Here is a 23,042-nt window from a genome sequence, read left to right on the forward strand (position 1 = left end):
CAGGCTCAGGACGTCGGGTAACGCGACGCATTCCGGGCTCCGTCTCCGGGAGGAAGAGCCGATTGCGGTTCCACGGCGGGCTCCAGGCGGAAGGCAAAGTGCTGACAGGCGAGGCCTGCGTCGGCGCAGGTGCGGGCAATCTGCGTCCGCTGTGCCTCCGAGGTGTTTCGGATAGGCACAATCACTTCGTCCACGTCGTAGGTCGCGGCGAGGTGCGAGAGATCCTCTGTGCTCCCCAGCACCTCGACTCCCTGTACTTGTAAAGCGTGTTGGGAGGGATCATCGTCCAGAAGGCCCACGACCGTGCGATCCATCCGGTGGCGGAGGTGGCGGAGGACGAGGAGGGAGGGATCGGTGCTTCCGTAGATGAGGACGTGTCGTCCGCCGCCGCGCTGCACGGCAAAATACTGGCGGAGCGCCCGGAAGCCGAACCGCGTAGCCCCAACGAGACCCGTTGCGATGATCCAGTCGAGAATGAGGGCCGACAGAGACACCGTTTCGGGGCCGTACAGGACGAACACCCCCCCGAGCGTGCCCGCCGAGGCCAGGGTAGAGGCCTTCACGAGCCGCACCACCTCCGGCGTGCCGGCGTGCCGCCAGACGCCGTGGTACAGCCCAAACAGGTAGAAGACGCCAATTTTTAGCACCACGATCCAGGGAAGGGCCTGCACCGTGAGGTCGATCTGAGCGGCCGGCGGGGTGCCCCCGAATCGCAGGTGCACGGCCACGATGAATGAGGCGACGACCACCAACAGGTCCGCGACCATGCCGCCGAGCGATTTCCAGTAGATGCCCCCGGCGATGGCCCGCATCAGAGCCCCGATTTTCTCGGTGAGACTGGGCGTATGGGGCGCAGGCGGATCGTACGACCGGCTCCCGACGAGGTACAGGCCGAACAGAATGCTTGCGACTCCTCCAAGCAGGATGAGGGCCAGGAAGAGCTGCGCCGTGCTCCAGAGGAGCGAAAGGGCCGCCAGCGCAAAGACCGCACTGATGCCACTGAGTCCAATGACGGCACCGCGCTCCGAGAGCCCAAGGCGGACGAGGCGATGGTGCGTGTGGTCGTTTCCGCCTTTCGTGACGCGGCGTCCGCCCAGAATGCGCGTCACCGTCACAAACGTCGTGTCGAAGATCGGGACGGCCAGCACCACGACAGGCACGAGCGTGCCGGTAATCGGCTCACCGGTACTCTGGACCCCAAGGGCGACCACGGCCAGCATATAGCCGAGGAAGAGGCTTCCACAGTCCCCCATGAAAATGCGGGCCGGCTTGGCGTTGTATACGAGAAAGCCCAGGCTAGCTCCCGTCAGCGTTGCCGCGACGACGGTGAGGCCCAACTGTCCAATGACGCCCCCGATCACCGCGAGGGCTGTACCGGTCACCGCCGTGAGACTGGCGGCAAGCCCATCGAGGCCATCGATGAGGTTGACGGCGTTCGTGACCCCGATGATCCAGAGAAAGGTGAGTGGGATCGACACCCAGAAGGGACCGCCTCGCCAGAAGGCATGGCCGGCGTAAAGCAAAAGGGCAGTGGCACTCACCTGGGCGAGGAGTTTAACCTCGGGACGGACATCCCAGAGGTCGTCGGCAAGGCCTACGCCGAAGATCAGACAGGCGCCGAGCCACACCGGCCAGGTATAGGTCGGCAGGGCACCGCCCCCCAGAATGCCCGTCGCTACGGCGAGAAAAATAGCAATCCCTCCCAGAAGGGCGACCGGCTGGTCGTGCCAGCGGTCCGTTTGGGGATGGGCGATCCATCCGCGGTGCCGGGCCACCCGCAGAACGAGGGGCGTAATCAGAAGACTTGTGAGAAGGGCAAGACTTCCTCCGATCCAAGGGGCGAGTGAATACCCACGGACGGATCCCGAGAGGACTGATCCCCACACGTTCAGGAGGGAGCCGTCAAATGGAAGAAGCGAGAAAGACATGCAGTGTAGCAATAAGGACGGGAACGGATTGGAGGCGAAATGAGATGCGACACCCATCACCGTTAATCAAGCCTGAAAGGTGTCCCTCAGGATAGAGGCCTCGAAGCTTTCTTATGAAGAGTTCCGAGATCTAGCGTAGAATTTCACAGTGGCGGTCTCGGAAGGGAGAGGTTCCAGGAGGAGAAGCAGTTTTGTTACTGATCAAAAACGGTGCCGATTATGAAGTCTGGGCTGTGAGACCCGTTGGCACCAAGGCTACAGGTCAGACTCTTCGTATTGTTCATGTTGATTCGAAACGGCAACTACTTTCCGTGCCTCCTCCAGGTCCTTCTCGACCATGTCGTGTGCAAGTTCTTCTAACGTGATTTCGGGAGACCATCCAAGTGCGTTCCGCGCCTTTTCGGCCTTGCCCAGCAGCTGGTGCACCTCCGTCGGGCGGTAGTAGCGCGGGTCGATCTCCACGACCGGCCGCCCGCTCTCCGCGTCGTACCCGACCTCGTCCTCATCTTCTCCTTCCCAGACCAACTCCATCCCCGCCGCCTCGAAGGCCATCTCGCAAAACCGCCGCACCGTCGTCGTCCGCCCGGTCGCCAACACGTAGTCCTCCGGCTCCTCCTGCTGAAGCATCCGCCACATCCCCTCCACGTAGTCGCGGGCGTGGCCCCAGTCCCGCTCCGCATCCAAGTTGCCGAGATAGGTCTTCTCCTGCAGGCCGGCCTGAATGCGAGCCGCCGCCCGCGTGATCTTCCGCGTGACGAAGGTCTCCCCCCGCCGCGGGCTCTCGTGGTTGAAGAGAATGCCGTTGGAGGCGTGAATGCCGTAAGCCTCCCGGTAGTTGACCACGATCCAGTAGGCATAGAGCTTCGCTGCCGCGTACGGGCTGCGCGGATAGAAGGGCGTCTCCTCGGTCTGGGGCACCTCCTGCACCTCCCCGTAAAGCTCCGACGTGGAGGCCTGGTAGAAGCGCGTCTTCTCCGTCAGGTCCAGGATCCGGATCGCCTCCAACAGCCGAAGCGTGCCCAGCGCGTCGACCTCCGCGGTGTACTCCGGCGTGTCGAAGCTGACCTGCACGTGGCTCTGGGCCGCCAGGTTGTAGATCTCGTCCGGCTGGGTCTCCTGCACGATCCGGATCAGGTTCGTCGAGTCGGTCAGGTCCCCGTAGTGAAGGAAAAAGTCGACGTCCTCCTCGTGGGGATCGGTGTAGATGTGGTCGATCCGGTCGGTGTTGAACTGCGAGGCCCGGCGCTTGATGCCGTGCACCTCGTAGCCCTTCTCCAGAAGGAGCTCTGCGAGGTAGGAGCCATCCTGCCCGGTAACGCCCGTAATCAGGGCCACCGGACGGTCTGCGCCCGCGCGGTCCTTCGGAATTTTGCTCGTGACTTCTTTGTCGGTTGGCATGAATGTGTGCGACGGTGAACGTAGAACGGAAGACGTGCAACGCAGAACGTTACTCTGTGCTGTATTCCGGGGGATCCTCACGGGCGCGACCGGAGTCGTCCCGATTCTTTAGGTGCCGGATGAGGTGATAGAGCTGACGCGACACTTTGTCGGCCAAATCAGACACGGCTCTAAACTCGTCCTCATCAAGATAGCCCTGATCTCGTGCGACGTACAACTGCGACCGCACCTCGCCGGCGGATGCCTTGGCCGTTCCGAGAAAATCGATAAATTGAGGACGCGTACGACTCTCGAATCCCTCTGCAATGTTGGACATCACACTAATCGCCGCCCGGCGAATCTGGTCTTTAAGTGTCCAGTCGTCCGTAAATCCGTCTTTCTTGCTCAGGGCGTAGACGTGGTTTGTCAGCGTTCGAGCGGACGTCCACACACGGAGGTCTTCAAATCGTTCGGCCATGACTCTCAACGCGAAAAGCGCCCGTTCAACGTTGTACGCTCAACGCCTCTTGTTCGCGGTACCAGTCGTAGGTGTTCTGGAGGCCCTCCCGAAGCGAGGTCTCCGCCTCCCAGCCGAGCGCGTCCAGGCGGCTCGTGTCCACCAGCTTCCGCGGGGTGCCGTCCGGCTTCGAGGGGTCGTGTTCAATCGGCCCGTCGTGGCCGACCACCTCCTGGATCAGGGCCATCAGGTCGTTGATCGAAAGGTCCTCCCCAACCCCCACGTTCAGCATGCCCTCCGGCGCCACCTCCCGAATCGCCTCCTCCGGCGTCTCCAGCACAAAGCGCACCGCATCGGCCAGATCCTGCGCGTAGAGAAACTCCCGCTTCGGCTCACCGGTGCCCCAGAGCGTCACCGGCGCGTCCGAGCCGTCCGGCGCAGCGCCCTTCGCCTCGTGGGCCTTTCGCAACAGCGCCGGCAGCACGTGGCTCGTCTCCAGGTCGAAGTCGTCGCCCGGCCCGTAAAGGTTGGTCGGCATCAGGGTCAACATGTCGTCCCCGTGCTGGCGGTGGTAAGCCTCGCACAGCTTGTGCCCGGCAATCTTGGCCACCGCGTACCACTGGTTCGTCGGCTCCAGCGGGCCGGTCAAGAGGCTCTCCTCCGACATCGGTTGGTCGGCGTGCTTCGGGTAGATGCAGGTCGAGCCCAGGAAAAGCAGCCGATCAACACCCGTCTCGTGCGCGGCCCGAATCACGCTCTGCTCGATCGCAAGGTTGTCCCCGATAAAGTCCGCCGGATAGCGGTCGTTGGCCAAAATGCCGCCGACGCGCGCCGCGGCCAACACCACAAAGTCCGGTTGCTCCTCCTTAAAAAACGCCCGCGTCGCCTGTGGGTCCCGCAGGTCCAGGGCCTCGGAGGTGCGGCCGATGAGGTTCGTGTAGCCGGCCTCTTCCAGGTGCGACCAGATGGCCCGCCCCACCATCCCTCGGTGGCCCGCAACGTAGATTTTTGCGTCGCTAGACGTCAAGCGCATGTTGGAATCGAGACGGATGATGAGGGGAGCCGGATTTCAAACTGAATGTATCGTAGGGGCGAGGGCCCCGAAAGGTTCTTCTTTTGGTTGAGGACATCATTATCTGCACGCGGAGGGACGGTGTAGACAAGCCGTGCGTTTGATGGTCGTCCGCTAGGCCAGAAGTGGGGGAGCTTCCGGAGATTACGTCTCCAGTACTGTTCGGAAGAGGCGGTCGAACTGCTCAATGGCCTCGGCCCGAGCGCTGGATACGGCACGGTGGGCGCGTTCAGATGCCTCGGCCCAGCGATTGGGATCTGCGTGCCATTCCTCAATGGCCTCTGCGAGGCGAAGGCCGGAGGGGGACGGAAGCACCGTGCCACAGTTGTGACTCTCAACCAGGCGGGCGGCCTCGCTGCCGGGAGGGCCAAGGAAAAGGGCAGGTCGTCCCACCCCTAGGGCTCCGTACAGCTTGCTCGGCACCACAAGTCCTTCGAGTTCCGATTCCATCGTGACGAGGTGGAGGTCGGCTGCACTCAGGCTCTGGGCAAGTTTCTCGCGGGGCTGGAAGGGAAGGAACCGGACGTTCGATAGGGAGCGTTGGTCGACCTGGGCTTGTAGCTCGTCTTTTCTGGGGCCTTCGCCCACGAAGAGGAAAAGGACCTCGGGCTGCTCGGTTGCAAGGCGGGCGGCGGCGTCGAGCACGGCGTCAAAGGGGTGAGCCAGTCCCATGTTGCCCGAATACATCACCACGAACCGGTCGTGCAGGTCATGCTGGTCCCGAAATGGATTTTGGTCGTGGGGGATGGGGGCAACCTCTGATGGAGGCCAGTTTGGAATGACCGATACCTTTGATTCGGAAAGTCCCCGTTCCTGGACGAGACGCTCCTGCATGCAGCGTCCGACGGCCACCACGTGATGATGATTCCGAAGCGCCCAGGTCGACAGGCGGCGCATTGTACGAGCGAGGAGCCCGTCGGTCCCGATGACGTCGACGCCCGCAGCCACTTCGGGATACAGGTCCTGCGCCCAGTGAACCGTTCGAGCGCCCGTGAGTCGCTCCAGAAGGGGGCCCAGCACCTTGAGCATCGGCGGGTCTGTTTTGGTGACGATCACGTCCGGCGCTGGAATTTGCAGAGCGCGTGCCACGAAGGCCGGAAAAAGAGACGCGTACGCCAGTCCCCGTTGCCACGTACGTTCCCGGGTGAAGGGAAGGGCACGAACTCGTTCAACATGCACGCCATCCTCCGTCACTTCGGTACGAGGAGCATCCGGGGCCGGGCCGGTGAGCACTGTGACCCGCCAGCCGCGACGGACGAGGGCCGGCGTAAGCTCGGAGAGGAGGGTGCCGGTGGCGCCTGAAACAGGAGGGTAGACGCGATTGAGGACGCAGAGGTGAGGGATAGTCGGAGTGGGACGGTTACAAAAGAAGCGGCGAGGTCGTCGGAGGAGAAGGTGCAATGGAAGGACATGTTTCCCGGGTCGGGGAGAGCGCTGACGAACGGATTCGACTTAGAACCTCTAACAATACCGTCCTGGCACACCGTCGCTCTGAGCTTGACTCAGAGCCCATCTACCCGAATGGTGAGGGCTCACCGATCGTTGGATAGGTTCTGGCAATCTAGATTGCCTAGATCAAGTTTGGACATCTAGATGCTGGGAATCTCAGATTCCCTGGAGCGACGAGGGAGAGTCGCTAAACCCTACTTGCCATTTTTGTTAGAGCCTCTTAGCACCTGACGCCCTCCGCGGGATTGACCCGTCGAGAAGGGAGCCCGTCCAATCTCTCAAGGGACCGGGACTCTGTCTCGATAACAGTATACGAGTCCATTCGCAACGTTGTCGGTCGGGTTTTATGATCTATCCAAACATTTCTTGTTCTTTCCACATCTATCGTTGGGGAGACGAATGTCTTTTATTGGTCGACAATTCCGAGCAACATCTCACGCCGAGGCCAGCAGCACGGCGCGCCGCAGTTCGGTCCAGCGTCCCTCCGTGGCCTCCGGATGATGTGGGTTCTTTTCCCGCAGCCACATCTCGACGGTCGTGAGGTGCACGTCGTCCTCCGCCCGGCGCGCCACCTCGCGAAACACGGCGTCGGTCGTCTCGACGTCCGGCTCGCCCATCACGTTCCACGCTATGGTCGCGTACTGTTGGGTGGTGGGGGGCACCTCGACCGTTTCGTCGATTCCGGCGGGACCGAGCGCGCGGCGACGCAGCTCGTGCTGGATCACCTGTCGGCGGACCGTAAGGGCATGGTAGCGGAGAGCCGTTTGGACGTGGGCGGCCTGCTCCTCCGCCGTCATCGGGCCCGTGGCCGCCATCGGGCCGGGATCCGGCAACTGTTCGCGCAGGGTCTCCAGCTCCTCGTCGATCGTCGCGCGCAGCGCCCGCAGGTCCGCCGGCCCCAACGAGTCTACCTGCGCGGTCGCATCGTCGCACGCCTGGCGCAGTCGCTCGCGCCACTCCGCTCGAAGGTGTTGAAGGGAGCCCGCGGCGGGATCGCTCATCGGCAGTGAAGGGGCCGTGATCGAGAATAGAGGAGGGAGAGGAAAAGCAGAGCGACAGGATGGGGTTCCATACCCCCTCGCCTATGTTTCTCGTGCTCTTGCCAACAAGCGGCTCGGAGTCCCCTCGTGCTGCAACAAGCAGCCCTGTCACACGCAACCCATTCCGGGACCCGCATGTACGTATGCACACGCCGTCGCTGTCCCCCCGGACGAATGATTCTGTGCCCATGCTTGGTGATTTGCAGGAGTTGAAGGCCTCGCACTACTTCGCCCTCATTGATGAGGACGACAACGGCCTCGTGGATGCGCGCGACTTTGAAATACGAGCCGAACGGCTTGCTGAGGCCCGAAATGTGACCGACTTCGACGCACAGGCCGAACTCCGCGACCGGGTCATGGCGTGGTGGGAGCATCTCTGCGCGGTCGCCGACCTGGACGACGACGATCGCGTGACGCGCGAAGAATGGGAAACGTACTGGGAGGCGCTGCAGGCCAGTGTCCGCCAGGCCGAGGAGGAGAAGGGACGAACGATCCAAAGCCTTGAGCGGGCGGCACGGGGGACCTTCCAGGCCATGAACATGACCGATACGGCACACGTGACCGAAGAGGAGTATGCCGCGTGGCTGGAGGCGTGGGGCGTGCCGGAAAGCAAGGCCGCCTTCGATCGCCTCGACCGCGACGACACGGGCGTGCTCACGGAGCAGGATCTCGTTATGGCCGTGAAGGAGTTTTATCTGTCGAACGATCCGCAGGCGCCCGGCAATGTCCTGTACGGAGAACTCCCGTGGTAGCCGGCCGTCTCGTCCAGCAGCTTTGACGAAGGGGCTTCTTGTCCATTTGCTCGTCCCGATATACAGCGTCGGTGGGCGACAGCATACTGCAGCGACGCCAGCGGACTGTTACACGTCATTTATCTGTTCTAAGCGATCTCAAAATTCCCCTGGCAGGTCGATCCGAGCGTGGCAATCTGAGATTGCCAAAGCCGAGGAGCCTTTCAAAAGCCATGGACTTCGGTAGGGATATTTCTCGACGATGGATATCTGAGAACGCGTTGTGCTATGGGGCAAGGCATGTGCACGGCTTTGGAAGACTGCTTCTTCCGAAGGAAAACATCACAACCGTCGCTCCAGGGAATCTGGGATTCCCAGCATCTAGATGTCCAAACTTGATTTGGAGCCCATCTACCGATTGCGGAGACCTCCTCGTCCAGTCGGATGGGTCCCAAATCAAGTTTGGGACGACAAAAAAAGCTTCTTTCTGACGTTTGGAAAGGGGCACACATACCGTCGACATATAGCACAAGCCGTTCTGAGATATCCTTGCTCGAAATGACGTGCCGTAATTTGGGAATTTTGAGATCGCGGCCTCAACTCGCATGTTCATCTGTAACGGTCCACTAGCGGCTGCGAGACGAGAACGCGCATGTGTCCCAGGACGACCCCCTCGTCCATCGAGTGGGCCCGCGTCAGTCTGACCCCCCCTTTGGAATCTCCACCCCCATATTCCCGTATCCACACTCCTCCGCTCAGCATCGGGCACGTCATTCGTACCATCAATTCACTTCCGCGACATGGCTGGCGACATTATCGACCGCAACAACGTGAGGATTGCCAGCGAGCACGGCCGGCCCATGCTCTTTGCCCATGGGTTTGGGTGTGACCAGACCATGTGGCGATACGTGGCCCCACGCTTTGAGGACGACTACCAGGCCGTTCTTTTTGACTACGTAGGGGCAGGCGAGTCGGATCTCAGTGCCTATGATCCCGACCGCTACGATTCGCTGGACGGATACGCGCAGGACGTTCTCGACGTGTGTGAGGCCCTGGACCTGGACGACGTGATCTTTGTTGGGCATTCGGTGAGTACCGTCATCGGCATGCTTGCTGCCATTGAGCAGCCCGACCGCTTCGGGGAACTCGTGCTCATCGGCACGTCGCCGTGTTATCTCAACGACCCGCCCGACTATTACGGCGGTTTCGAGCGGGAGGACCTGGAGGGGCTTTTGGAGATGATGGACAAAAACTACATGGGGTGGGCCGACTATTTTGCCTCCCTTCTCATGCAGCAGGCCGAAGAGGCCGACGACGTGGTCGAGGAGCTCGATCGGAGTTTTTGCTCCACCGATCCCCACATTGCGCGCCAGTTTGCCGAGGTTACGTTCCTGTCCGACTACCGCGACGCCGTGCCGGAGGTGCCGGTCTCGTCCCTCCTCGTGCAGTGCCGAGATGATATTGTCGCTCCGCCCGAGGTGAGCCGATACCTCGAAAAGCACCTGCCGGACACGACGTTGGCCATGCTCGATGCCGCCGGCCACTGTCCGCATCTGAGTCACCCGGCGGCCACAACAGATGCCATCCAAGACTATCTCTCGCCCAACGGGTCGACGTAACGCGACCGTCGATATGGATTCGCTCCTGGACACTGCTCCCTGCGGCTTCGTCTCGTTCACGGACGACGGCACGATTCAGGCCGTCAATCAGACGCTGCTGGGATTTACGGGTCGTTCCCGGACGGAGGTGGAGGGCACACACGTCGAGACGCTGCTCACGTCTGGGGCACAACTCTTCTACCACACGCACCTCTTTCCCCTCCTCAAGATGCAGGGGCACATTGATGAGGTGTATCTGTCCCTTCAAACCCGCACGGGCGATGATCTGAACTGCTTGCTGAACGGGAAGCGAACGCAGCGCGACGGGTGCACCGTGAACGACCTCGTTCTCGTTCCCTTCGAGGAAAGAAACCAGTACGAGGACGAAATCTTGCAGGCCAAACAGGCCGCCGAGCAGGCCAACCGGGCAAAGGATAAGTTTCTGTCGACGGTCTCCCACGAGCTCAAAACGCCCATCAGCACCATTAAAAGCCTGTCTCAGTACCTGGCGATGGGCGTGCGCGGGACGGTGACCGACGAGCAGCGGGACTATCTCCAGCGGATCGAGGATGCGGCCGATTACCTGAGCACGCTGATCGAGGACATTCTCGGTTTTGCCCAGCTAGAGGCGGGCACCGTCGACGTAACGCCGGGGCCCGTTTCGATGGCGGAGGTGTTGGCTCGGGCCGAGTCGCTGGTGGAGGTGCGGTTCGACGAGGCCAACCTGACGTACGAGCCGGCCTCGTGTCCGCCCGATCTGTACGTGCAGGCCGATCCTGATCGTCTGCAGCAGATTTTGCTTAACCTGCTCACGAATGCGATTAAGTTTACGCCTGCGGGGGGCACCGTGTCTATGAGCGTGGACACGACGGAGGAAACGGCACAGATCCATGTGCACGACACCGGGCACGGCATTCCGCAGTCGAAGCAGGCGCACATCTTCGACCCCTTCGTGCAGGCACAGGAGGGGGCAGGGTCAGAGTTGGACAGCGGGGTTGGGCTCGGACTGGCCATCAGTCAGGACCTGGTGGAGGCCATGAACGGACGCCTGGCTGTGGAGAGCGTAGAAGGAGAGGGCTCCACGTTCACCGTGACCCTTCCGCTCACTGCCCCACCGCACGGGGCGTAGCGGGACGAGCCGAGCCCGCATTGGGAGAGCCTCCGTCTATCACCGGCGGCGTTGTGCGGAGTCCGGAATGACCGTACGGGTCTTCACATTGCCGTTACGATGAAGTACGTATTGCCGACCGGTTCCCGAACCCCTTCTTTACAGGTGCCCACTTCCGCACTCCTTTACGGGAATCGTTGAGAATGAGGGGACGTTCGCGATTGGCTCGTCCGCTGGCTCGCGATGACAGGATCTTGAGGTAGCGAAGGAGCCCACCCGTCCCCATCCCTTTGGAATGGTCACAGCAGACGATTGGAAAAAGGCCGGCCGCAGGGGGAACTCATCCCTTCGCCCAACCTTCACTTTGCATGAGATTGGGCCGTTTCCCCTTGTCTTCTCGGCGGGGGACAGCATGGGGACGGATTTCGTGTCGCCGCATCATTTCTTTTCGGCGGGGGGCCTACCCGCGCCTCGTGCGGCACAGCGGCTCGATGGACATGGCTCTCGCCTGTTCTGCTCTTCCGAGTGTCTCCTCGTTTCCTGATGTCTTCTTCGAACGGATCGCCTGAACGCATTTCTGAGATGGGCTCACTCTACCCGGAGGCATCGGCCCCGACCGGGGGCGCGTCGCCCCAAGAGCATCTCCACACGCTGTGGCGGGGCAAATGGTTGATTTTTGGTCTCGTCGTTTTGCTCGGCGGGGCGGCCTACTTGTATTACCAGAGCCAGCCGCGGCAGTACCGGGCCACGACAGCCCTGCTCCTCAACGAGACGGACCGTCCGGAGCGGATGGCCGAATTTCTTCCGGTTCAGCCGTCCAACCAGGTGGGGCGCGACCTATACTTTCTGCGCAACTCGCAGGTATTCGCGCGGGAGGTGGCCCGAGTGCTTCGCACCCGCGCCGATTCGCTCCAGCCCAACGAGGGGGCAAGTCTGTTTTGGACGGCGGCGGGCACGCCGCGCTCACAGGCCGCCCTTGCGGCCCGCCTGCACGGGGCTGTGAGCGTACGTCGGGACGCGCAGGACGTGCCGGCCCTTCGGATCAGCGTGACGAGCTCACACCCGAAAGAGGCCGCTCTCGTGGCCAACACCTATGCCAAGGTGTATCGCGACCATCTGCGCCGCACCAACAGCGCCCGGATGCGGAGCACCCGGCAGTTTCTCGAGCAGCAGAAGGAGACGCTCCACGACCAGCTGCAGGCGCTCGAAGACTCGATTGCTGCGCGAGTGCGGGCCAGCGGCCAGCTCGGCCTTCTCAGTCCGGCCGACAGCGGGCTCGGGATTGTAGGAGAGGCCAATCAGCTTGCCCAGAAGATCTCGGATCTGCGGGTGCAGAAGGGGCAGGTGCGACTCGATCTCAAGATGGAGCGAGCGCTTCTCGACTCGGCCGAGGCGCGTCTCCGTCGCATACGGCCCAACCTTGCCGACCGGGCGGCCTCGATGACATCGGAGCGGCTCCGGCAGACGCACGAACAGATTGCGGATCTTGAGTCCGACCTGCAGGCCGTCAAGGCGCGAAACGAGATCCTCTCCGCCGAGATGCAGGCCCAGGTGGACAACATGCAGGCCCGCCTAGAATCGCTCCGGGAGAAGGCCAACCGACTGGCCAAGGAGTACGTGAACCAGGCGCTTTCCACTGACGCCATCAACCCGATGGGGGGGAGCGAAGGCGGGAGCCTGTCGTCCGTGGTGGACCTGCGGCAGCAAATCACGAAGCACCGCATCGCCATCACGCGCCTCTCGGCCCGGCAGGAGGTGCTCAACGAGCGGTTGGACGAGCACCGGGCGGCCCTCCAGCAGTCGCCCGACCGTACGTTGGCCCGGCTGCGCCGTCGCAAGGGCACGACGAAAGAGCTCTTCGTCTCGCTGTCGAAAAGTCTCCAGCGGGCCCAGGTGGCGGAAGAGTCGACACCCGAACAGGCGAGTATCATCCAGCGTGCTGGCCCCCCGTCTACGCCCATCGCCCCCGAGGTCTGGAGCAAGGTCCTGCTGGCCACTCTGCTGGGCGGCGTGGGCGGCTGCGGCCTCGTGCTGATGTACGATCGGCTTGACGATGTCGTGGAGGAGCCCGAGGATCTTGAGCGCAGTCCGAACGAGCTCTTTGGAGCCATTCCGGAGTGGGAGCCGGACATGATTCCGGATTCAGACAATGACCGGTCCGACTGGCCGGGCATTGCCTCGCCCTTTTCGCCAGCGGCTGAGGCGTATCGGCACGTCGCGACGAACGTCCGGCTCGGCCTTCCGCACGCGGTGACCACGCTTCTCGTCACGAGCCCCGGCGCCCGGGAGGGCAAGACAACGACCACCGCCAATCTGGGAGTGGCCCTCAGCGAGTCCGGGCGCGACGTGCTCCTCGTGGATGCGGACCTGCAGGGCCCGACTCTGCACAAGATGTTCGACATCGAGCGCACACCGGGGCTCACCGACCGGCTCGCCGACATTGACGACGGAATACGGCTCTTGCACGCGCCCGACGAGGCACAGGAGACTCCTGGGGGGGCAGATGGGGAGGCGCACGCGTTCCTGCAGCGCACCCAGCAACAGCAGATGGGACGGCTGGGCGTCCTGCCCGCCGGGACGGAGGTCCCGCAGCCCGCGCTTCTGTTGCAGGAATCCCACGTGGAGCCCCAACTTCAGACGCTTACCGAGCAGTGGGACGTGGTGCTCTTCGACACGCCGCCGGCGCTGCTCTACGATGACACCTTTCGCCTTGCGGCCCTGACCGACCTGGTGCTCCTCCTCGCCGCGGCGGGCGACACGCATCAGAGTGCCTTTCGGGACGTGCGCACGCGGCTGGAGACCGTGTGCCCGCACAGTGTGACGGCTCTTCTCAATCGTCACCGTCCGTCGCCCAGTACGACCTACGGATACACGTCCTATTCGTACCCGTCGACCCGAGCGGAAGAGGACCGAGCCGCGCGGTGGCGTCGCCGCGTCTCGCAGGGCCTGCGGCGCGTGGTGAAGGGATGAGCAGCTCCGTACGGTGTGCTCACCGGCAATAGGAGAGAGGCGCGGGGGCGAGGGGCGCATTCCTTCTCCGATCGCTTTATTCGGGAAGGGCAAGGCTTATTGTAGCGCCGCTGGACTGTGCCTTTGCGAGATTAACCGCAGGAGCGACACACCCCGGCACTGGATTTACCGTCTTCTGCAAAGGTCAATATTCTCTGTGTAGCGTCGTTGGAGTCCAACGACGCTATAATGGCTGTTCTGTGCGAGTTCGTATGCTCGCGTTCCTGACATCTGCATTCCAAGAGTGTTGGGGCACTACAGGAAGAGAGGATCGTCCGGTCGCCTTCGTGCCGTTCGAAGGAGACCGACTCACCCAGTTCTGAGCACACTCGTCACTCCGAGCGGAGCGCAGTGGAGCCGAGGAGTCTCATTGCGGGGAGGGGCCACTGATCTCGTGCACCTCTTCTCACGTCGAAAAAGTCCGACTTCCGTTCTGGGCGGACCCTGCCGGAAGCGTTATGGATTGGGGGGGGCAGAGTGTCTACACATCCTAATGCCCGTCGAAGCGTCCCCGGAGCCGGAGCCATGCCCAATCCGCCGTACTACGTCTACATCCTCAGCAACCGGCACCGGACGGTCCTGTACATCGGAATGACCAATGACCTCCGACGTCGTCTCCGAGAACACCGCGACGGGCGGGACGGAGCATTTACGACCCGGTACAATGTGTTTGACCTCGTGTATTACGAGCGGTACCCGACCTCCACCGCGGCCATCGAGCGGGAGAAGCAACTCAAGGGGTGGAGACGGGAGAAGAAGGACGCGCTCATTCGAAGGGAGAATCCCGACCTGGAGACGCTTTCGCCCCCGGTGGAGTGACGGCAGTGCTCCATTTCGAACGTCTCCGCTTCCGGTAATAAGATTCCTCCACTCCGGGCCGACAGTTGTCGGCCCTCCAGTCGGAATGACGATGGTGCGCATGACTGGCGCCTTCGCCCCATTCGTCCCTCTGGAAGATGTCAACCCGGCCAGTTCTGAGCACACACGTCACTCCGAGCGGAGCAACGCGGAGTCGAGGAGTCTTCTGAATATGAATCGGCGTCGCTCTTTGCGACGGCCGACCGTCACAGTTCGCGCACCACCGTTGCCGGGTTGCCCGCCACCACCGTCCGCGGCGGCACATCCTGCGTGACGACACTCCCGGCCCCGACGACGGCCCCCTCGCCAATCGTGACGCCCTTCAGAATGAGGCTCTCCATGCCCACGAACACGTCGTCCTCAATGACGATGGGCGCGGCGGCGCCGGCGTTGATATCCTCAGCGCGCGCCTCCGGGGTCAGGGGATGAAAGTCGAAGTCGACGATGGACGCATTGCCGCCCACCAGCACCCGATTGCCGATCTGTATCTCCTCAGCGGCGACGAGGGTCGTGCCCGTAAAGCCACAGTTCGTGCCAATGTCGATCGCGGCATCAGCCCGGCGGGTGGACAGCACGACGGGCGCGGTGGGGGCGAGGGGATTGGAACGGGGCCAGGAGCGGAGGGTGAGCCCGTTGCCCATTTCGATCTGGCTGCCGCGGTGCTTCTGGATGATGGGTCGCCCAAAGATCTTCCAGTCCTGACCCCAGGAAATGCCGTGCCACGCGAACTGGGCGCGGACGAGGGGCCAGGCAAGGCGGCGGCGCAGCTCCAGGGTCGCCGTCCAGGGCATGTTGCGGACTTTGGTCCAGGCGTTGCTCATGGAAGGCCGTCATTCATCACGAGGGGCATCGGCTGAATCGCGCAGCCGGGTATCCAGACGAGTAAGGGTCAGTAGGAGCTCGGCGTACGTGCGCTGGAGCGTGTAGTACCAGCCGGGCCAGCCGTCGAGGATTAGCCCTTGCCCGAAGAGACAGTAGAGGGGGACGAGGAGGGGGCCGAGCACGTCGGTTCGTCGCAGCCGGTCCGGAAGGTCGAGGTCGCCGCTGTCCCGCAGCTTCTCCGCTTCTAAGCGGGCGTACTGGCGCTGATTGTCAAACCAGCGATCCAGGGGCTTTCGGTCGTCGTGTTTCAATTCGGTGTCGAGGGCTTCTACGGCTCCATCCACAGACAGCCGTTGCGTGTGGCCGTCCTGCACGTACCGCGCCACCTTCTTGCGAAAAAGCACGACGCGTGGGGGGTACAGGTTGGCACGGATGGGACTTCCGAAAACGCAGTACGTGAACGTCGCCCGGTAGCCTGCAACGTCGGAGGATGGATTCAACGCCGTCATCTCCTCTACAAATGCAGTCGGAACCTGATAGTCGGCGTCGAGCGACAAGACCCAGTCGCTCTCGATCTGATCAAGCCCATAGTTCCACTGACTCGTGTGGTTGTCGAACTCACGCTGCACGAGGTCAACATTGTTGAAGGAGTCCGCTAGCTCGACGGTCGCGTCGTCGCTGTAGCTGTCGACGATTACCACGCGCTCGGCCCAGGTGAGCCGGTCGAGCGTGCGGCCGATATTGGCCTCCTCGTTGTAGGTAAGGAGGAGGGGGGTGATTTCCTCTACATTCATCCGGATGAATCATCAATGAACGATACGCTCGCGGGATTCTCTTCGAGAAGCCACTGGTAGGCGGTCTGCATCCGCTCCCCGACGGCTTGCCACGTGTACGTGGATTCCACGAGTTGTCGTCCCCGCCGTCCCATCGTCTTTCGCTCATCGTCCGTTCGGTGCAGTGCCGCATGTAAGGCTTCGCGGATCGCGTCCGGTTCCGGTTCGACCCACCATCCACAGTCGTGCTTCTCCAGCTCCTGCCAGGGGGTGCCCGTCGTCGTGAGGACGGGCACCTCCGCGGCCAGGGCCTCGGCCACGACAATGCCGAAATTCTCACTGTAGGTGGGCAGGACGAACAGGTCTGCAGCAGCGTATTTGTGCCACTTGTCGGCGTCGGGGACCGGTCCCGAAAACACGACCGTTCCGTCCAGCCCCAAATCGGCGGCCTGTGCTTCCAGCTCCACCCGATGGTCATCTTCACTGGGGCCAACCAGCTCCAGCGTCCACCTCTCAGGCCGCAGGGCCGCCCACGCGTCCAGCAGCATCGGCAGGCCCTTCTTCGGATGAATGCGCGACAGGAAGAGGGCTCGCTTTCCGTCCGTCGATGTCCCGTCCTCGGGCAGCGTGCTGGGCAACTCAACGCCGTTGGGAACCACAGCGACGGGTTGGGACATACCGAGGGCGCGCAGATTCTCAACCTCCGCCGGCGCCGTGGCGTGGAAGAGCGAGGCCTGGCGAAAGATGTGCTTCTGGTACAGGTGCCACGCGGCCCGTTTCTTCCCGGCCTGATGCGACAGCGACCAGTTCGTGACCATGCCCCGTGGTGTAGCGACGAGAGGCACACCGGCCCACCGCGCCACCCAGGCCGATATAGCATTGCTGGGCAGCCACGCCCCGTGGTCGTGAATCACATCGGGTTCCACTTCTTCGACGATATCCCACAGGCGGTGGTAGAAGCCGAGTGGACTCCGGAGCGTGCGCTGGAAACGGGTTCGCTCCTCGATGCAGTGAACGTGTACGTCGCCACCGGGAAGAATCGGTTCCTGGTCCGCCGTCGGATCTGCAGGGATGGATGTCACCAAGTGTACCTCAACGCCCTCCGCGTCCAGGGCCTCGCAGAGCGCCGGTACGCTGCGGGACGTCCCGCCGTGATCGGCGCGGGTACTTCCGACGATGTGAACGACGGTCAGCGACATTTACCAGACTCGATGGGACGTGTTATCGAGAAATGGCGAGATCATAGCCAAGTGACTTAAGCTGCTTTCCAGCGATCCGCTCAAACTCTTGGATTTCAGTTTGATTGAGTTCGTCTTTCCATTGACCAACGCTCGATGCATCGATGGACCGGTTGAGTCGATCAAATTTGTCGTGATGAGCACGCGGATCTTCAGCTCGACGGGTCATCGACAATTGTTCTTCCTCGAATGGAAGTCCGACCGCCTGCATGAGCAACACCAATTCCTTCTCTGGAGCCGACACCAAGTCCTCGTAGGCTATGTCGACAACCTGTTCCGTATTTACGCTGAGGCGCGCTCGAATGCATTTTGCCCAGTACCGAGCAAACTCGTCTACACTTTCGCCATGCGGGATGGAGGCCGAGCGGGCCGATCGGTAGCAGTCTCGCCCATCCCGGTGGATGTGGATGACGGTTGATCTTGGAAAGTGCTCTACCAAAAACGCCGTCTGTAGAATGTGTTGTGGCGTTTTTTCTACGAGAATTTGCCCCCCCCTCTCACTCCTGAATGCATGAGCGGCTGCGTCAAAGAACGCGACGAGGTCTGCATTTTCCTCGAAGAGTTTCTCCACACGGGACGGTTCCAGTCCAAAAATGCCTCGCTGTGAGATAAACACATTCTGCCACGTGAAAGCCGCCGTTTCTGCCTCCCACGTACAACACGCAGAATGATTTCCAAGCAGTACTTGCAGGAGCGTGGTCCCGCTCCGAGGTGCTCCGACCACAAAAATGTGCTTCTCGGTTGACGTGGAGGGCTGCCACCTCCAAAGTATATTCTTCACAAGATGATACGGATTTCGAAGATAAGCTTTTAGAGGATGGCGAACATTTTTGATCAGGTGTCTCCAGTTCATGGATGAGACTCTTTTCAGATAGTACTACTAGCCCAATGGTAAGGGGGAGGCTAGAAGCTGAGCGTACGTGTTCAGAAAGCGTTGGCCGGTGGCCTCCAGGGAGAAGAGTTCCTCTGTTCGCTCGCGTCCCCGCTTCCCGATCGTATCGGCGCGAGCTGGAGCACTGAGGATGTCTTGCATTGCGGCCGCAAGGCCTTCAGCGTCGCCGACCGGGACGAGTAGTCCCGTCTTTCCGTCAAGCACCGTCGTGGACGGGCCACCGCACGCCGTGCTCACCACCGGACGACCACTTGCCATTGCCTCTAAGATGGTGAGCCCAAGGCCCTCCTCGTCGGACGAGACCACGTAAAGTGCCGCGTTGCGGTATAGGTCCGCAAGCTCATCCTTCGACACGTCTGCTCGAAACGTGATTGCGGATCGAATGCCAAGTTCCTTAGCAAGATTCCAGGCGCCGGGGGACGGGGTCGAGCGACCGGCGAGTACGAGCGGAGGTGGCTCATCAATGCACTGGCTCAACTGTGCATATGCCTCGAACAAGAGCTGAACGTTCTTCCGCGGATCCGCGAACCGGCCCACAGACAGAATATATTCGCCATCGGAAGGTGGTGGGCCTGGTGTGAACTGTTCTGTATCCACGCCCGGAGGGGCGAAAATCACGTCGTCGGCTGGCACGTGGTCGGCGACGTGGTCATACATCCACTGGTTTTCAACGAAAATCGCGTCGACGTGCTGGAGCGCAGTGTGATCGAGTCGATCAGTGACTCGTGTCATCCACCGACGCCACAAGGCTGCAGGATGCAGTTGTCCATCGAGGGCTGACGTGCGCTCCTCCCGCGCCAGCGTGGCTACCTGGAGGGTCACTGGGGGAGCCACGTGCCGAGACACGTGGGCCCAAGCCGGCGTCCCGGCCACGACCTGCACCAGGTCGTACTGGTTCAGGCGCTCCGTGAGTATCGACCGGGGTTGGTAGCGGAAGTACTCAATCTCTGACGCCCACGCTCCAACGTGGTCATAGGATACGCCGTTCACGGACTCCGATCGTACCTGGACACCGTCGGCCCACGTCGACGGCGCTCGCAGATGAACACTGGCCCGGTCACTTGAGCCGAGCGCCACGGAGATGACATCTGCGTCGTACCGGTTAGATTCCGAGATCAAGTCGCGGAGGAAGTGGGCGACTGTTGCAACCCCGCCCGAGGTGGAGAGATCGGGGACGACGATGGCGATTGTTTTTGGCTTCGCCGTGGAATTCATACGAACCCGTTTCTTGGTTTTGTCTGGGCCGAAATCGGAACCGGGCGAGTTAACATCTCGGCAGTGGAGGGCCTCCGTAATAGTCAGAGATCATCAGGGTCCCGATGAATCACAGAGTCGGTGGTAGCAGCCACTCATGAACTCAGTAAGCGTGTCGGCGACTGCAGCGTTCCCGCGTTCATTTAAGTGAACGTGGTCTCGGTAAAATTTTTTCACTCCAGATCTCCGGGCCCATCCCTGAGCGAGATTGAGTACAGGCACGTGCATTGAATCTGCAACCTGAAGAAATTGATGTCTCCGGGTTGATGGTTCAGGTCCTTCTATCTTTCCGACAACCTCGCCCCTGTTCGGGGTATGCACGATTACGACTGGTGTCTCGGCCGCTTGAATATCACCAACCAGCGCTCGAAGGGAATCGAGATTTTGTTTCAGCCGAGCCTCGGGTTCAGGTGTGTTCGAAGGTGTGTCAGAATTCGATGATTGTGCCTTGCTCCCCCATTCAGGCAGGTATGGTTGAAGGCGCGGCCACAGGTAGCGCCTTCCCAACTCCCCGATCGCCAGTGTCGGGTTTTCGTTTGGATAGGAGGGATGGCGGCCCACGATCTCTCCCGTGCTTTTCGCCTGTACTAGATCGTGGGTACCGATTTGCAAAATCACGGCGTCACTCTCAAAGAGTCCATACCGGTCGACGTAGGCCTTCAGGTTCCCAATACCCCACGATCCGGCTGAAGCGTTCAGGACTTCAACCGGTGTTTTACATTGGCGATCCAGAATCTCTTCGGTCTCCTCCGGAATCGTTTGGGATTGATCCGTTAGTACGCCTCCCCACGTCACCGAGTCCCCCAGAAAGAGGATACGTGTGAACGTGGAATCCGGTCGGGTCATCAGGTTCTCACTGCGCTGGTGGTACCCGTTGATGTGCACGCGATTCGTGAATCTGTACGTGTTCTGATTCGCCTGAAACACGTACCCGATCGTCGAGTCCGCCTGAAGGAGCGGCGGTGTCCCCAGCCCCAATCCGGCCCGTAGTGACACTTCAAAGAGAATTGCCAGCAGGAAGAGCCCTATTCCCGTATATGCTGTGTATCGTGCCCATCTAGACTTCATTCCTGACCAGTCTCTTTCGCTCGGTTCTCTGACGAGGAAGGATTCACCACTTCAACCAGATGACGGACGACACGTCGGCGGTATGCGTCCCATGTGTAGTCTTTCGCAGCCGCAACGGCAGCCTCTCGCATGTCGGCAACAGCCTCAGGATGTTCGACGCACCACCGCATTCGATTGGCCAGTGCTTCTACGTCTTCGGCGGGCAGGACCCATCCACTTTCGCCGTTCGTCACCACCTCTTTCGCTCCCACGTGCTCGCTCACGAGAGCGGGAAGACCCGTGGCCATGCCTTCCACCACCACACGGCCGAAGGAGTCGAATCGCGAGGGGAGTACGAGTACGTCGGCCTGCCGGTAGGCGTGGGCCAGCTCGTCACGATTCAGATATCCAAGCCGGTCAATCTTTGGGCCACTATCTTCAAAGAGGCTCTCATCCCCCTTTCCTGCAACCAGTACCTGATGTTTCACTCCCTCGCCGTGTAGCAACTGGGACGCCTCTAGCAGAACGTCGGCGCCTTTTCGACGGTCGGCATGTCCAACGAGAAGAAATGTGAACGGGTCGCTCGGTCTCTCAGGTCGCGGTTGTTCCGGAGGGGCAAAGTCTGAGAGATTCGTTCCCATCGGCACGCTTGTCACCTGTTCGTTCGGAAGACCTGCCTCGACGTAGCTTTCTCGGGCAAGCTCGGATACAGTCAACACGTGATCGGCGAGGGCAATCTCTCGGTCTTTGTGCTTCGTAATTCGGTTGTGAGCTTCCTCCGATTCGAGAGGCTCGTACGCCGCGTCCTGCCACTCGTGATGAAAGCTTGCGGCATCGAGAATGGTCGTGGCCCCCTGCTGCTTTGCCGTCCGAAAGGTATGGAACGCCGCGTTCTCGTAACAGACGACGGCATCCACGTCTTTGGGAAGACGGGCTGCACACCAACGGTCGAACCATTCCATGGCTCGGTGCTGCCACACCACCGCCCGGGCGGGTGAGCACACGGCCTGCGCTACGCGCCGGACGAACGGCTCGACGTAGCAGTGCTGCACAACGTGGCCTGGCATCTTCAATGTGTCCTGTGGACTCCGACGGGCCAGCAGCCAGTACAGCGGCCCCTTGCTGCTGGGCAGAGCCGAGGGTACGCCCGTCCAGTATTCCGCCAGGTGCCCCTGTGCGTTTAGCGCCCGGGCCAACTGATGAGAGTGCTGCCGGCCGGGGTGAGTGACGAGGATGCGTGGTTTGCCCATTGGGGAAATCGAAAACGCGAGGTGCCGAGCGCGTGCTGAGTAGATGCGTGCCGTGACAAGTGTAGTTATCTTGTGGCGGTCGCAGCCTCCACAGGTGTTTTCTGTGGAGGAACCGCGTCTGTCCGCACTTGCTGATAGCTCCACGTGTATATCACGAAGCCAACGACGGTCCAGTATGTGATGGCTGCCATATTCGTGAATATGACAGGCAAGAGAATGTGGGTGATGCCTTTTCCGACACCGACAATGCCCACAACCACCTCGAATGCGGAGTTCGCGGCGCGGAATACCTGATAAGCCATCCAGGCCACAAAACATTTCAAACCGAAGAGCACGAGCCACCCGATTCCCCCAAGCTCGAGGACGAGACGCATGACCCCATTCTCTACATATCCTCCCGGGATCCACGATCGCCCCTGATTCCCAGATACGAGGCGAGGGGCCCCCTGGTGAAACGTCCCAACCCCATACCCGAGAATTCCTGCTCGCTTAAGCCCGTTAAGGGGGCCCAAGAGCGTGTTAATCGTTCGTTTCGACGGATCATCGTGCGCAGTCTCGACGCGATCCTGCAAGGCCATCCATCCCTCATCCAGATTCGTCTGCGCTGTAATACCAAACACCAGTCCCCCAACGAGGATTACACTCAGCACGAGCGCCGTTCCTCCCCTCTTCTGACCTAGAAGAAGTAGTCCAATGCCGGCGATGAGAATTCCAAGAATGAGAACCGGGCCGCGGGACCCGATCATCGGTAGTACGACAAGACACACACCGAAGAAAATGGCACCGCCCCAGGTGAGCAGTCGACGTTTCGTGAGGAATCCCGCCACGGCCACCGCAAATCCCAGGATCGTGTTGAATATCATGAAGGCCGACATGCCGTTCATGTATGCAAACGTTCCCGTAATCCGCGGTCGTCCCGCGACCGTCGATATGTTGGCGGTATCTGCAACATACTGGTTGACCCAGCTCGATGTGGGCTGGAAGAACTGGTAGATCCCAAGGAGCATCACCGGCAGAGCAACCAGCCCCATGTATACCAGAATAAGGTGATCGGGCGTCCATTCTCGCAAATGGGCGAGCAGCGCTGGTAAAAGGATCACGAGCGGGAGATACGCCAGATGGGCTTTGAGCCCAAGCAC

General features: G+C 61.3%; 19 protein-coding genes. 5 read left to right on the top strand and 14 right to left on the bottom strand.

Going from position 1 to position 23,042, the window contains the following annotated elements:
* Positions 1 to 5 precede the first annotated feature (5 nt).
* From BSZ35_RS10935 to BSZ35_RS10960, 6 genes are all read right to left on the bottom strand, one after another.
* Positions 6 to 1,928 carry a hypothetical protein gene (locus BSZ35_RS10935; protein ID WP_181149293.1) on the bottom strand — a complete coding sequence of 641 codons (1,923 nt, stop codon included), beginning with the start codon at positions 1,926 to 1,928 and terminating at the stop codon, positions 6 to 8.
* Positions 1,929 to 2,183: 255 nt separating this feature from the next.
* Positions 2,184 to 3,326 carry a GDP-mannose 4,6-dehydratase gene (gene gmd, locus BSZ35_RS10940; protein ID WP_105012466.1) on the bottom strand — a complete coding sequence of 381 codons (1,143 nt, stop codon included), beginning with the start codon at positions 3,324 to 3,326 and terminating at the stop codon, positions 2,184 to 2,186.
* Between the two features lie 49 nt (positions 3,327 to 3,375).
* A complete protein-coding gene (locus BSZ35_RS10945; RefSeq protein WP_105012467.1) occupies positions 3,376 to 3,783 on the bottom strand; it encodes a four helix bundle protein in 408 nt (135 codons plus the stop codon).
* Between the two features lie 25 nt (positions 3,784 to 3,808).
* Complete coding sequence (locus BSZ35_RS10950; RefSeq protein ID WP_105012468.1) at positions 3,809 to 4,795, bottom strand: GDP-L-fucose synthase; 987 nt, start codon at positions 4,793 to 4,795, stop codon at positions 3,809 to 3,811.
* Positions 4,796 to 4,978: 183 nt separating this feature from the next.
* Positions 4,979 to 6,235, bottom strand: a complete 1,257-nt coding sequence (locus BSZ35_RS10955; RefSeq protein WP_105012469.1) for a glycosyltransferase family 4 protein — start codon at positions 6,233 to 6,235, stop codon at positions 4,979 to 4,981.
* A gap of 482 nt (positions 6,236 to 6,717) precedes the next feature.
* Positions 6,718 to 7,284: a hypothetical protein gene (locus BSZ35_RS10960; RefSeq protein WP_105012470.1), complete on the bottom strand. Its 567-nt coding sequence runs from the start codon at positions 7,282 to 7,284 to the stop codon at positions 6,718 to 6,720.
* Between the two features lie 227 nt (positions 7,285 to 7,511).
* On the opposite strand from BSZ35_RS10960, the gene BSZ35_RS10965 reads away from it, so the two are divergent.
* The 5 genes from BSZ35_RS10965 to BSZ35_RS10985 all read left to right on the top strand — a co-directional run bounded on the left by BSZ35_RS10965 (position 7,512) and on the right by BSZ35_RS10985 (position 14,588).
* Positions 7,512 to 8,075, top strand: a complete 564-nt coding sequence (locus tag BSZ35_RS10965) for a hypothetical protein (protein ID WP_105012471.1) — start codon at positions 7,512 to 7,514, stop codon at positions 8,073 to 8,075.
* Between the two features lie 779 nt (positions 8,076 to 8,854).
* Positions 8,855 to 9,673, top strand: a complete 819-nt coding sequence (locus BSZ35_RS10970; protein WP_105012472.1) for an alpha/beta hydrolase — start codon at positions 8,855 to 8,857, stop codon at positions 9,671 to 9,673.
* Positions 9,674 to 9,686: 13 nt separating this feature from the next.
* A complete protein-coding gene (locus BSZ35_RS10975) occupies positions 9,687 to 10,781 on the top strand; it encodes a PAS domain-containing sensor histidine kinase (protein WP_181149294.1) in 1,095 nt (364 codons plus the stop codon).
* Between the two features lie 522 nt (positions 10,782 to 11,303).
* On the top strand, positions 11,304 to 13,730 hold the full coding sequence (locus tag BSZ35_RS10980; protein ID WP_105012474.1) for a polysaccharide biosynthesis tyrosine autokinase: 2,427 nt from the start codon (positions 11,304 to 11,306) through the stop codon (positions 13,728 to 13,730).
* Positions 13,731 to 14,294: 564 nt separating this feature from the next.
* Positions 14,295 to 14,588: a GIY-YIG nuclease family protein gene (locus tag BSZ35_RS10985; protein WP_105012475.1), complete on the top strand. Its 294-nt coding sequence runs from the start codon at positions 14,295 to 14,297 to the stop codon at positions 14,586 to 14,588.
* A 245-nt stretch (positions 14,589 to 14,833) separates the two neighbouring features.
* On the opposite strand, the gene BSZ35_RS20050 is transcribed toward BSZ35_RS10985, so the two are convergent.
* The 8 genes from BSZ35_RS20050 to BSZ35_RS19555 all read right to left on the bottom strand — a co-directional run bounded on the left by BSZ35_RS20050 (position 14,834) and on the right by BSZ35_RS19555 (position 22,934).
* Positions 14,834 to 15,448 carry an acyltransferase gene (locus BSZ35_RS20050; protein WP_272483054.1) on the bottom strand — a complete coding sequence of 205 codons (615 nt, stop codon included), beginning with the start codon at positions 15,446 to 15,448 and terminating at the stop codon, positions 14,834 to 14,836.
* 9 nt (positions 15,449 to 15,457) lie between these two features.
* Positions 15,458 to 16,243: a glycosyltransferase family 2 protein gene (locus BSZ35_RS10995; protein WP_105012476.1), complete on the bottom strand. Its 786-nt coding sequence runs from the start codon at positions 16,241 to 16,243 to the stop codon at positions 15,458 to 15,460.
* The gene (locus BSZ35_RS11000; protein ID WP_105012477.1) at positions 16,240 to 17,421 is read right to left on the bottom strand and encodes a glycosyltransferase; all 1,182 of its coding nucleotides are present in this window, start codon (positions 17,419 to 17,421) and stop codon (positions 16,240 to 16,242) included. Before BSZ35_RS11000 ends, BSZ35_RS10995 begins: the two co-directional genes overlap by 4 nt.
* 22 nt (positions 17,422 to 17,443) lie before the next feature.
* Complete coding sequence (locus BSZ35_RS11005) at positions 17,444 to 18,313, bottom strand: sulfotransferase (protein WP_105012478.1); 870 nt, start codon at positions 18,311 to 18,313, stop codon at positions 17,444 to 17,446.
* 27 nt (positions 18,314 to 18,340) lie between these two features.
* Positions 18,341 to 19,567, bottom strand: coding sequence for a glycosyltransferase family 4 protein (locus tag BSZ35_RS11010; protein WP_105012479.1), 1,227 nt, complete (start codon positions 19,565 to 19,567; stop codon positions 18,341 to 18,343).
* Positions 19,568 to 19,660: 93 nt separating this feature from the next.
* On the bottom strand, positions 19,661 to 20,674 hold the full coding sequence (locus BSZ35_RS11015; RefSeq protein WP_105012480.1) for an SGNH/GDSL hydrolase family protein: 1,014 nt from the start codon (positions 20,672 to 20,674) through the stop codon (positions 19,661 to 19,663).
* A complete protein-coding gene (locus BSZ35_RS11020; RefSeq protein ID WP_181149296.1) occupies positions 20,671 to 21,903 on the bottom strand; it encodes a glycosyltransferase family 4 protein in 1,233 nt (410 codons plus the stop codon). The genes BSZ35_RS11015 and BSZ35_RS11020 overlap by 4 nt, the downstream gene beginning before the upstream one ends.
* Positions 21,904 to 21,968: 65 nt before the next feature.
* Positions 21,969 to 22,934, bottom strand: a complete 966-nt coding sequence (locus tag BSZ35_RS19555) for a hypothetical protein (protein ID WP_219846628.1) — start codon at positions 22,932 to 22,934, stop codon at positions 21,969 to 21,971.
* Between the last annotated feature and the right edge of the window lie 108 nt (positions 22,935 to 23,042).

Source organism: Salinibacter sp. 10B (assembly GCF_002954405.1).
In the GTDB taxonomy this organism is placed as follows: Bacteria; Bacteroidota; Rhodothermia; order Rhodothermales; family Salinibacteraceae; genus Salinibacter.

What these genes read in the sequence shown, in the direction of transcription:
- BSZ35_RS20050 (WP_272483054.1), bottom strand. Translation starts at nt 15,448, where the DNA reads ATGAGCAACGCCTGGACCAAAGTCCGCAACATGCCCTGGACGGCGACC.
- BSZ35_RS10985 (WP_105012475.1), top strand. Translation starts at nt 14,295, where the DNA reads ATGCCCAATCCGCCGTACTACGTCTACATCCTCAGCAACCGGCACCGG.
- BSZ35_RS10975 (WP_181149294.1), top strand. Translation starts at nt 9,687, where the DNA reads ATGGATTCGCTCCTGGACACTGCTCCCTGCGGCTTCGTCTCGTTCACG.
- BSZ35_RS10970 (WP_105012472.1), top strand. Translation starts at nt 8,855, where the DNA reads ATGGCTGGCGACATTATCGACCGCAACAACGTGAGGATTGCCAGCGAG.
- BSZ35_RS10960 (WP_105012470.1), bottom strand. Translation starts at nt 7,284, where the DNA reads ATGAGCGATCCCGCCGCGGGCTCCCTTCAACACCTTCGAGCGGAGTGG.
- BSZ35_RS11015 (WP_105012480.1), bottom strand. Translation starts at nt 20,674, where the DNA reads ATGAAGTCTAGATGGGCACGATACACAGCATATACGGGAATAGGGCTC.
- BSZ35_RS11020 (WP_181149296.1), bottom strand. Translation starts at nt 21,903, where the DNA reads ATGGGCAAACCACGCATCCTCGTCACTCACCCCGGCCGGCAGCACTCT.
- BSZ35_RS10995 (WP_105012476.1), bottom strand. Translation starts at nt 16,243, where the DNA reads ATGAATGTAGAGGAAATCACCCCCCTCCTCCTTACCTACAACGAGGAG.
- BSZ35_RS10980 (WP_105012474.1), top strand. Translation starts at nt 11,304, where the DNA reads ATGTCTTCTTCGAACGGATCGCCTGAACGCATTTCTGAGATGGGCTCA.
- BSZ35_RS10965 (WP_105012471.1), top strand. Translation starts at nt 7,512, where the DNA reads ATGCTTGGTGATTTGCAGGAGTTGAAGGCCTCGCACTACTTCGCCCTC.
- BSZ35_RS11005 (WP_105012478.1), bottom strand. Translation starts at nt 18,313, where the DNA reads ATGAACTGGAGACACCTGATCAAAAATGTTCGCCATCCTCTAAAAGCT.
- gmd (WP_105012466.1), bottom strand. Translation starts at nt 3,326, where the DNA reads ATGCCAACCGACAAAGAAGTCACGAGCAAAATTCCGAAGGACCGCGCG.
- BSZ35_RS10935 (WP_181149293.1), bottom strand. Translation starts at nt 1,928, where the DNA reads ATGTCTTTCTCGCTTCTTCCATTTGACGGCTCCCTCCTGAACGTGTGG.
- BSZ35_RS19555 (WP_219846628.1), bottom strand. Translation starts at nt 22,934, where the DNA reads ATGGGGCTGGTTGCTCTGCCGGTGATGCTCCTTGGGATCTACCAGTTC.
- BSZ35_RS11010 (WP_105012479.1), bottom strand. Translation starts at nt 19,567, where the DNA reads ATGAATTCCACGGCGAAGCCAAAAACAATCGCCATCGTCGTCCCCGAT.
- BSZ35_RS11000 (WP_105012477.1), bottom strand. Translation starts at nt 17,421, where the DNA reads ATGTCGCTGACCGTCGTTCACATCGTCGGAAGTACCCGCGCCGATCAC.
- BSZ35_RS10950 (WP_105012468.1), bottom strand. Translation starts at nt 4,795, where the DNA reads ATGCGCTTGACGTCTAGCGACGCAAAAATCTACGTTGCGGGCCACCGA.
- BSZ35_RS10945 (WP_105012467.1), bottom strand. Translation starts at nt 3,783, where the DNA reads ATGGCCGAACGATTTGAAGACCTCCGTGTGTGGACGTCCGCTCGAACG.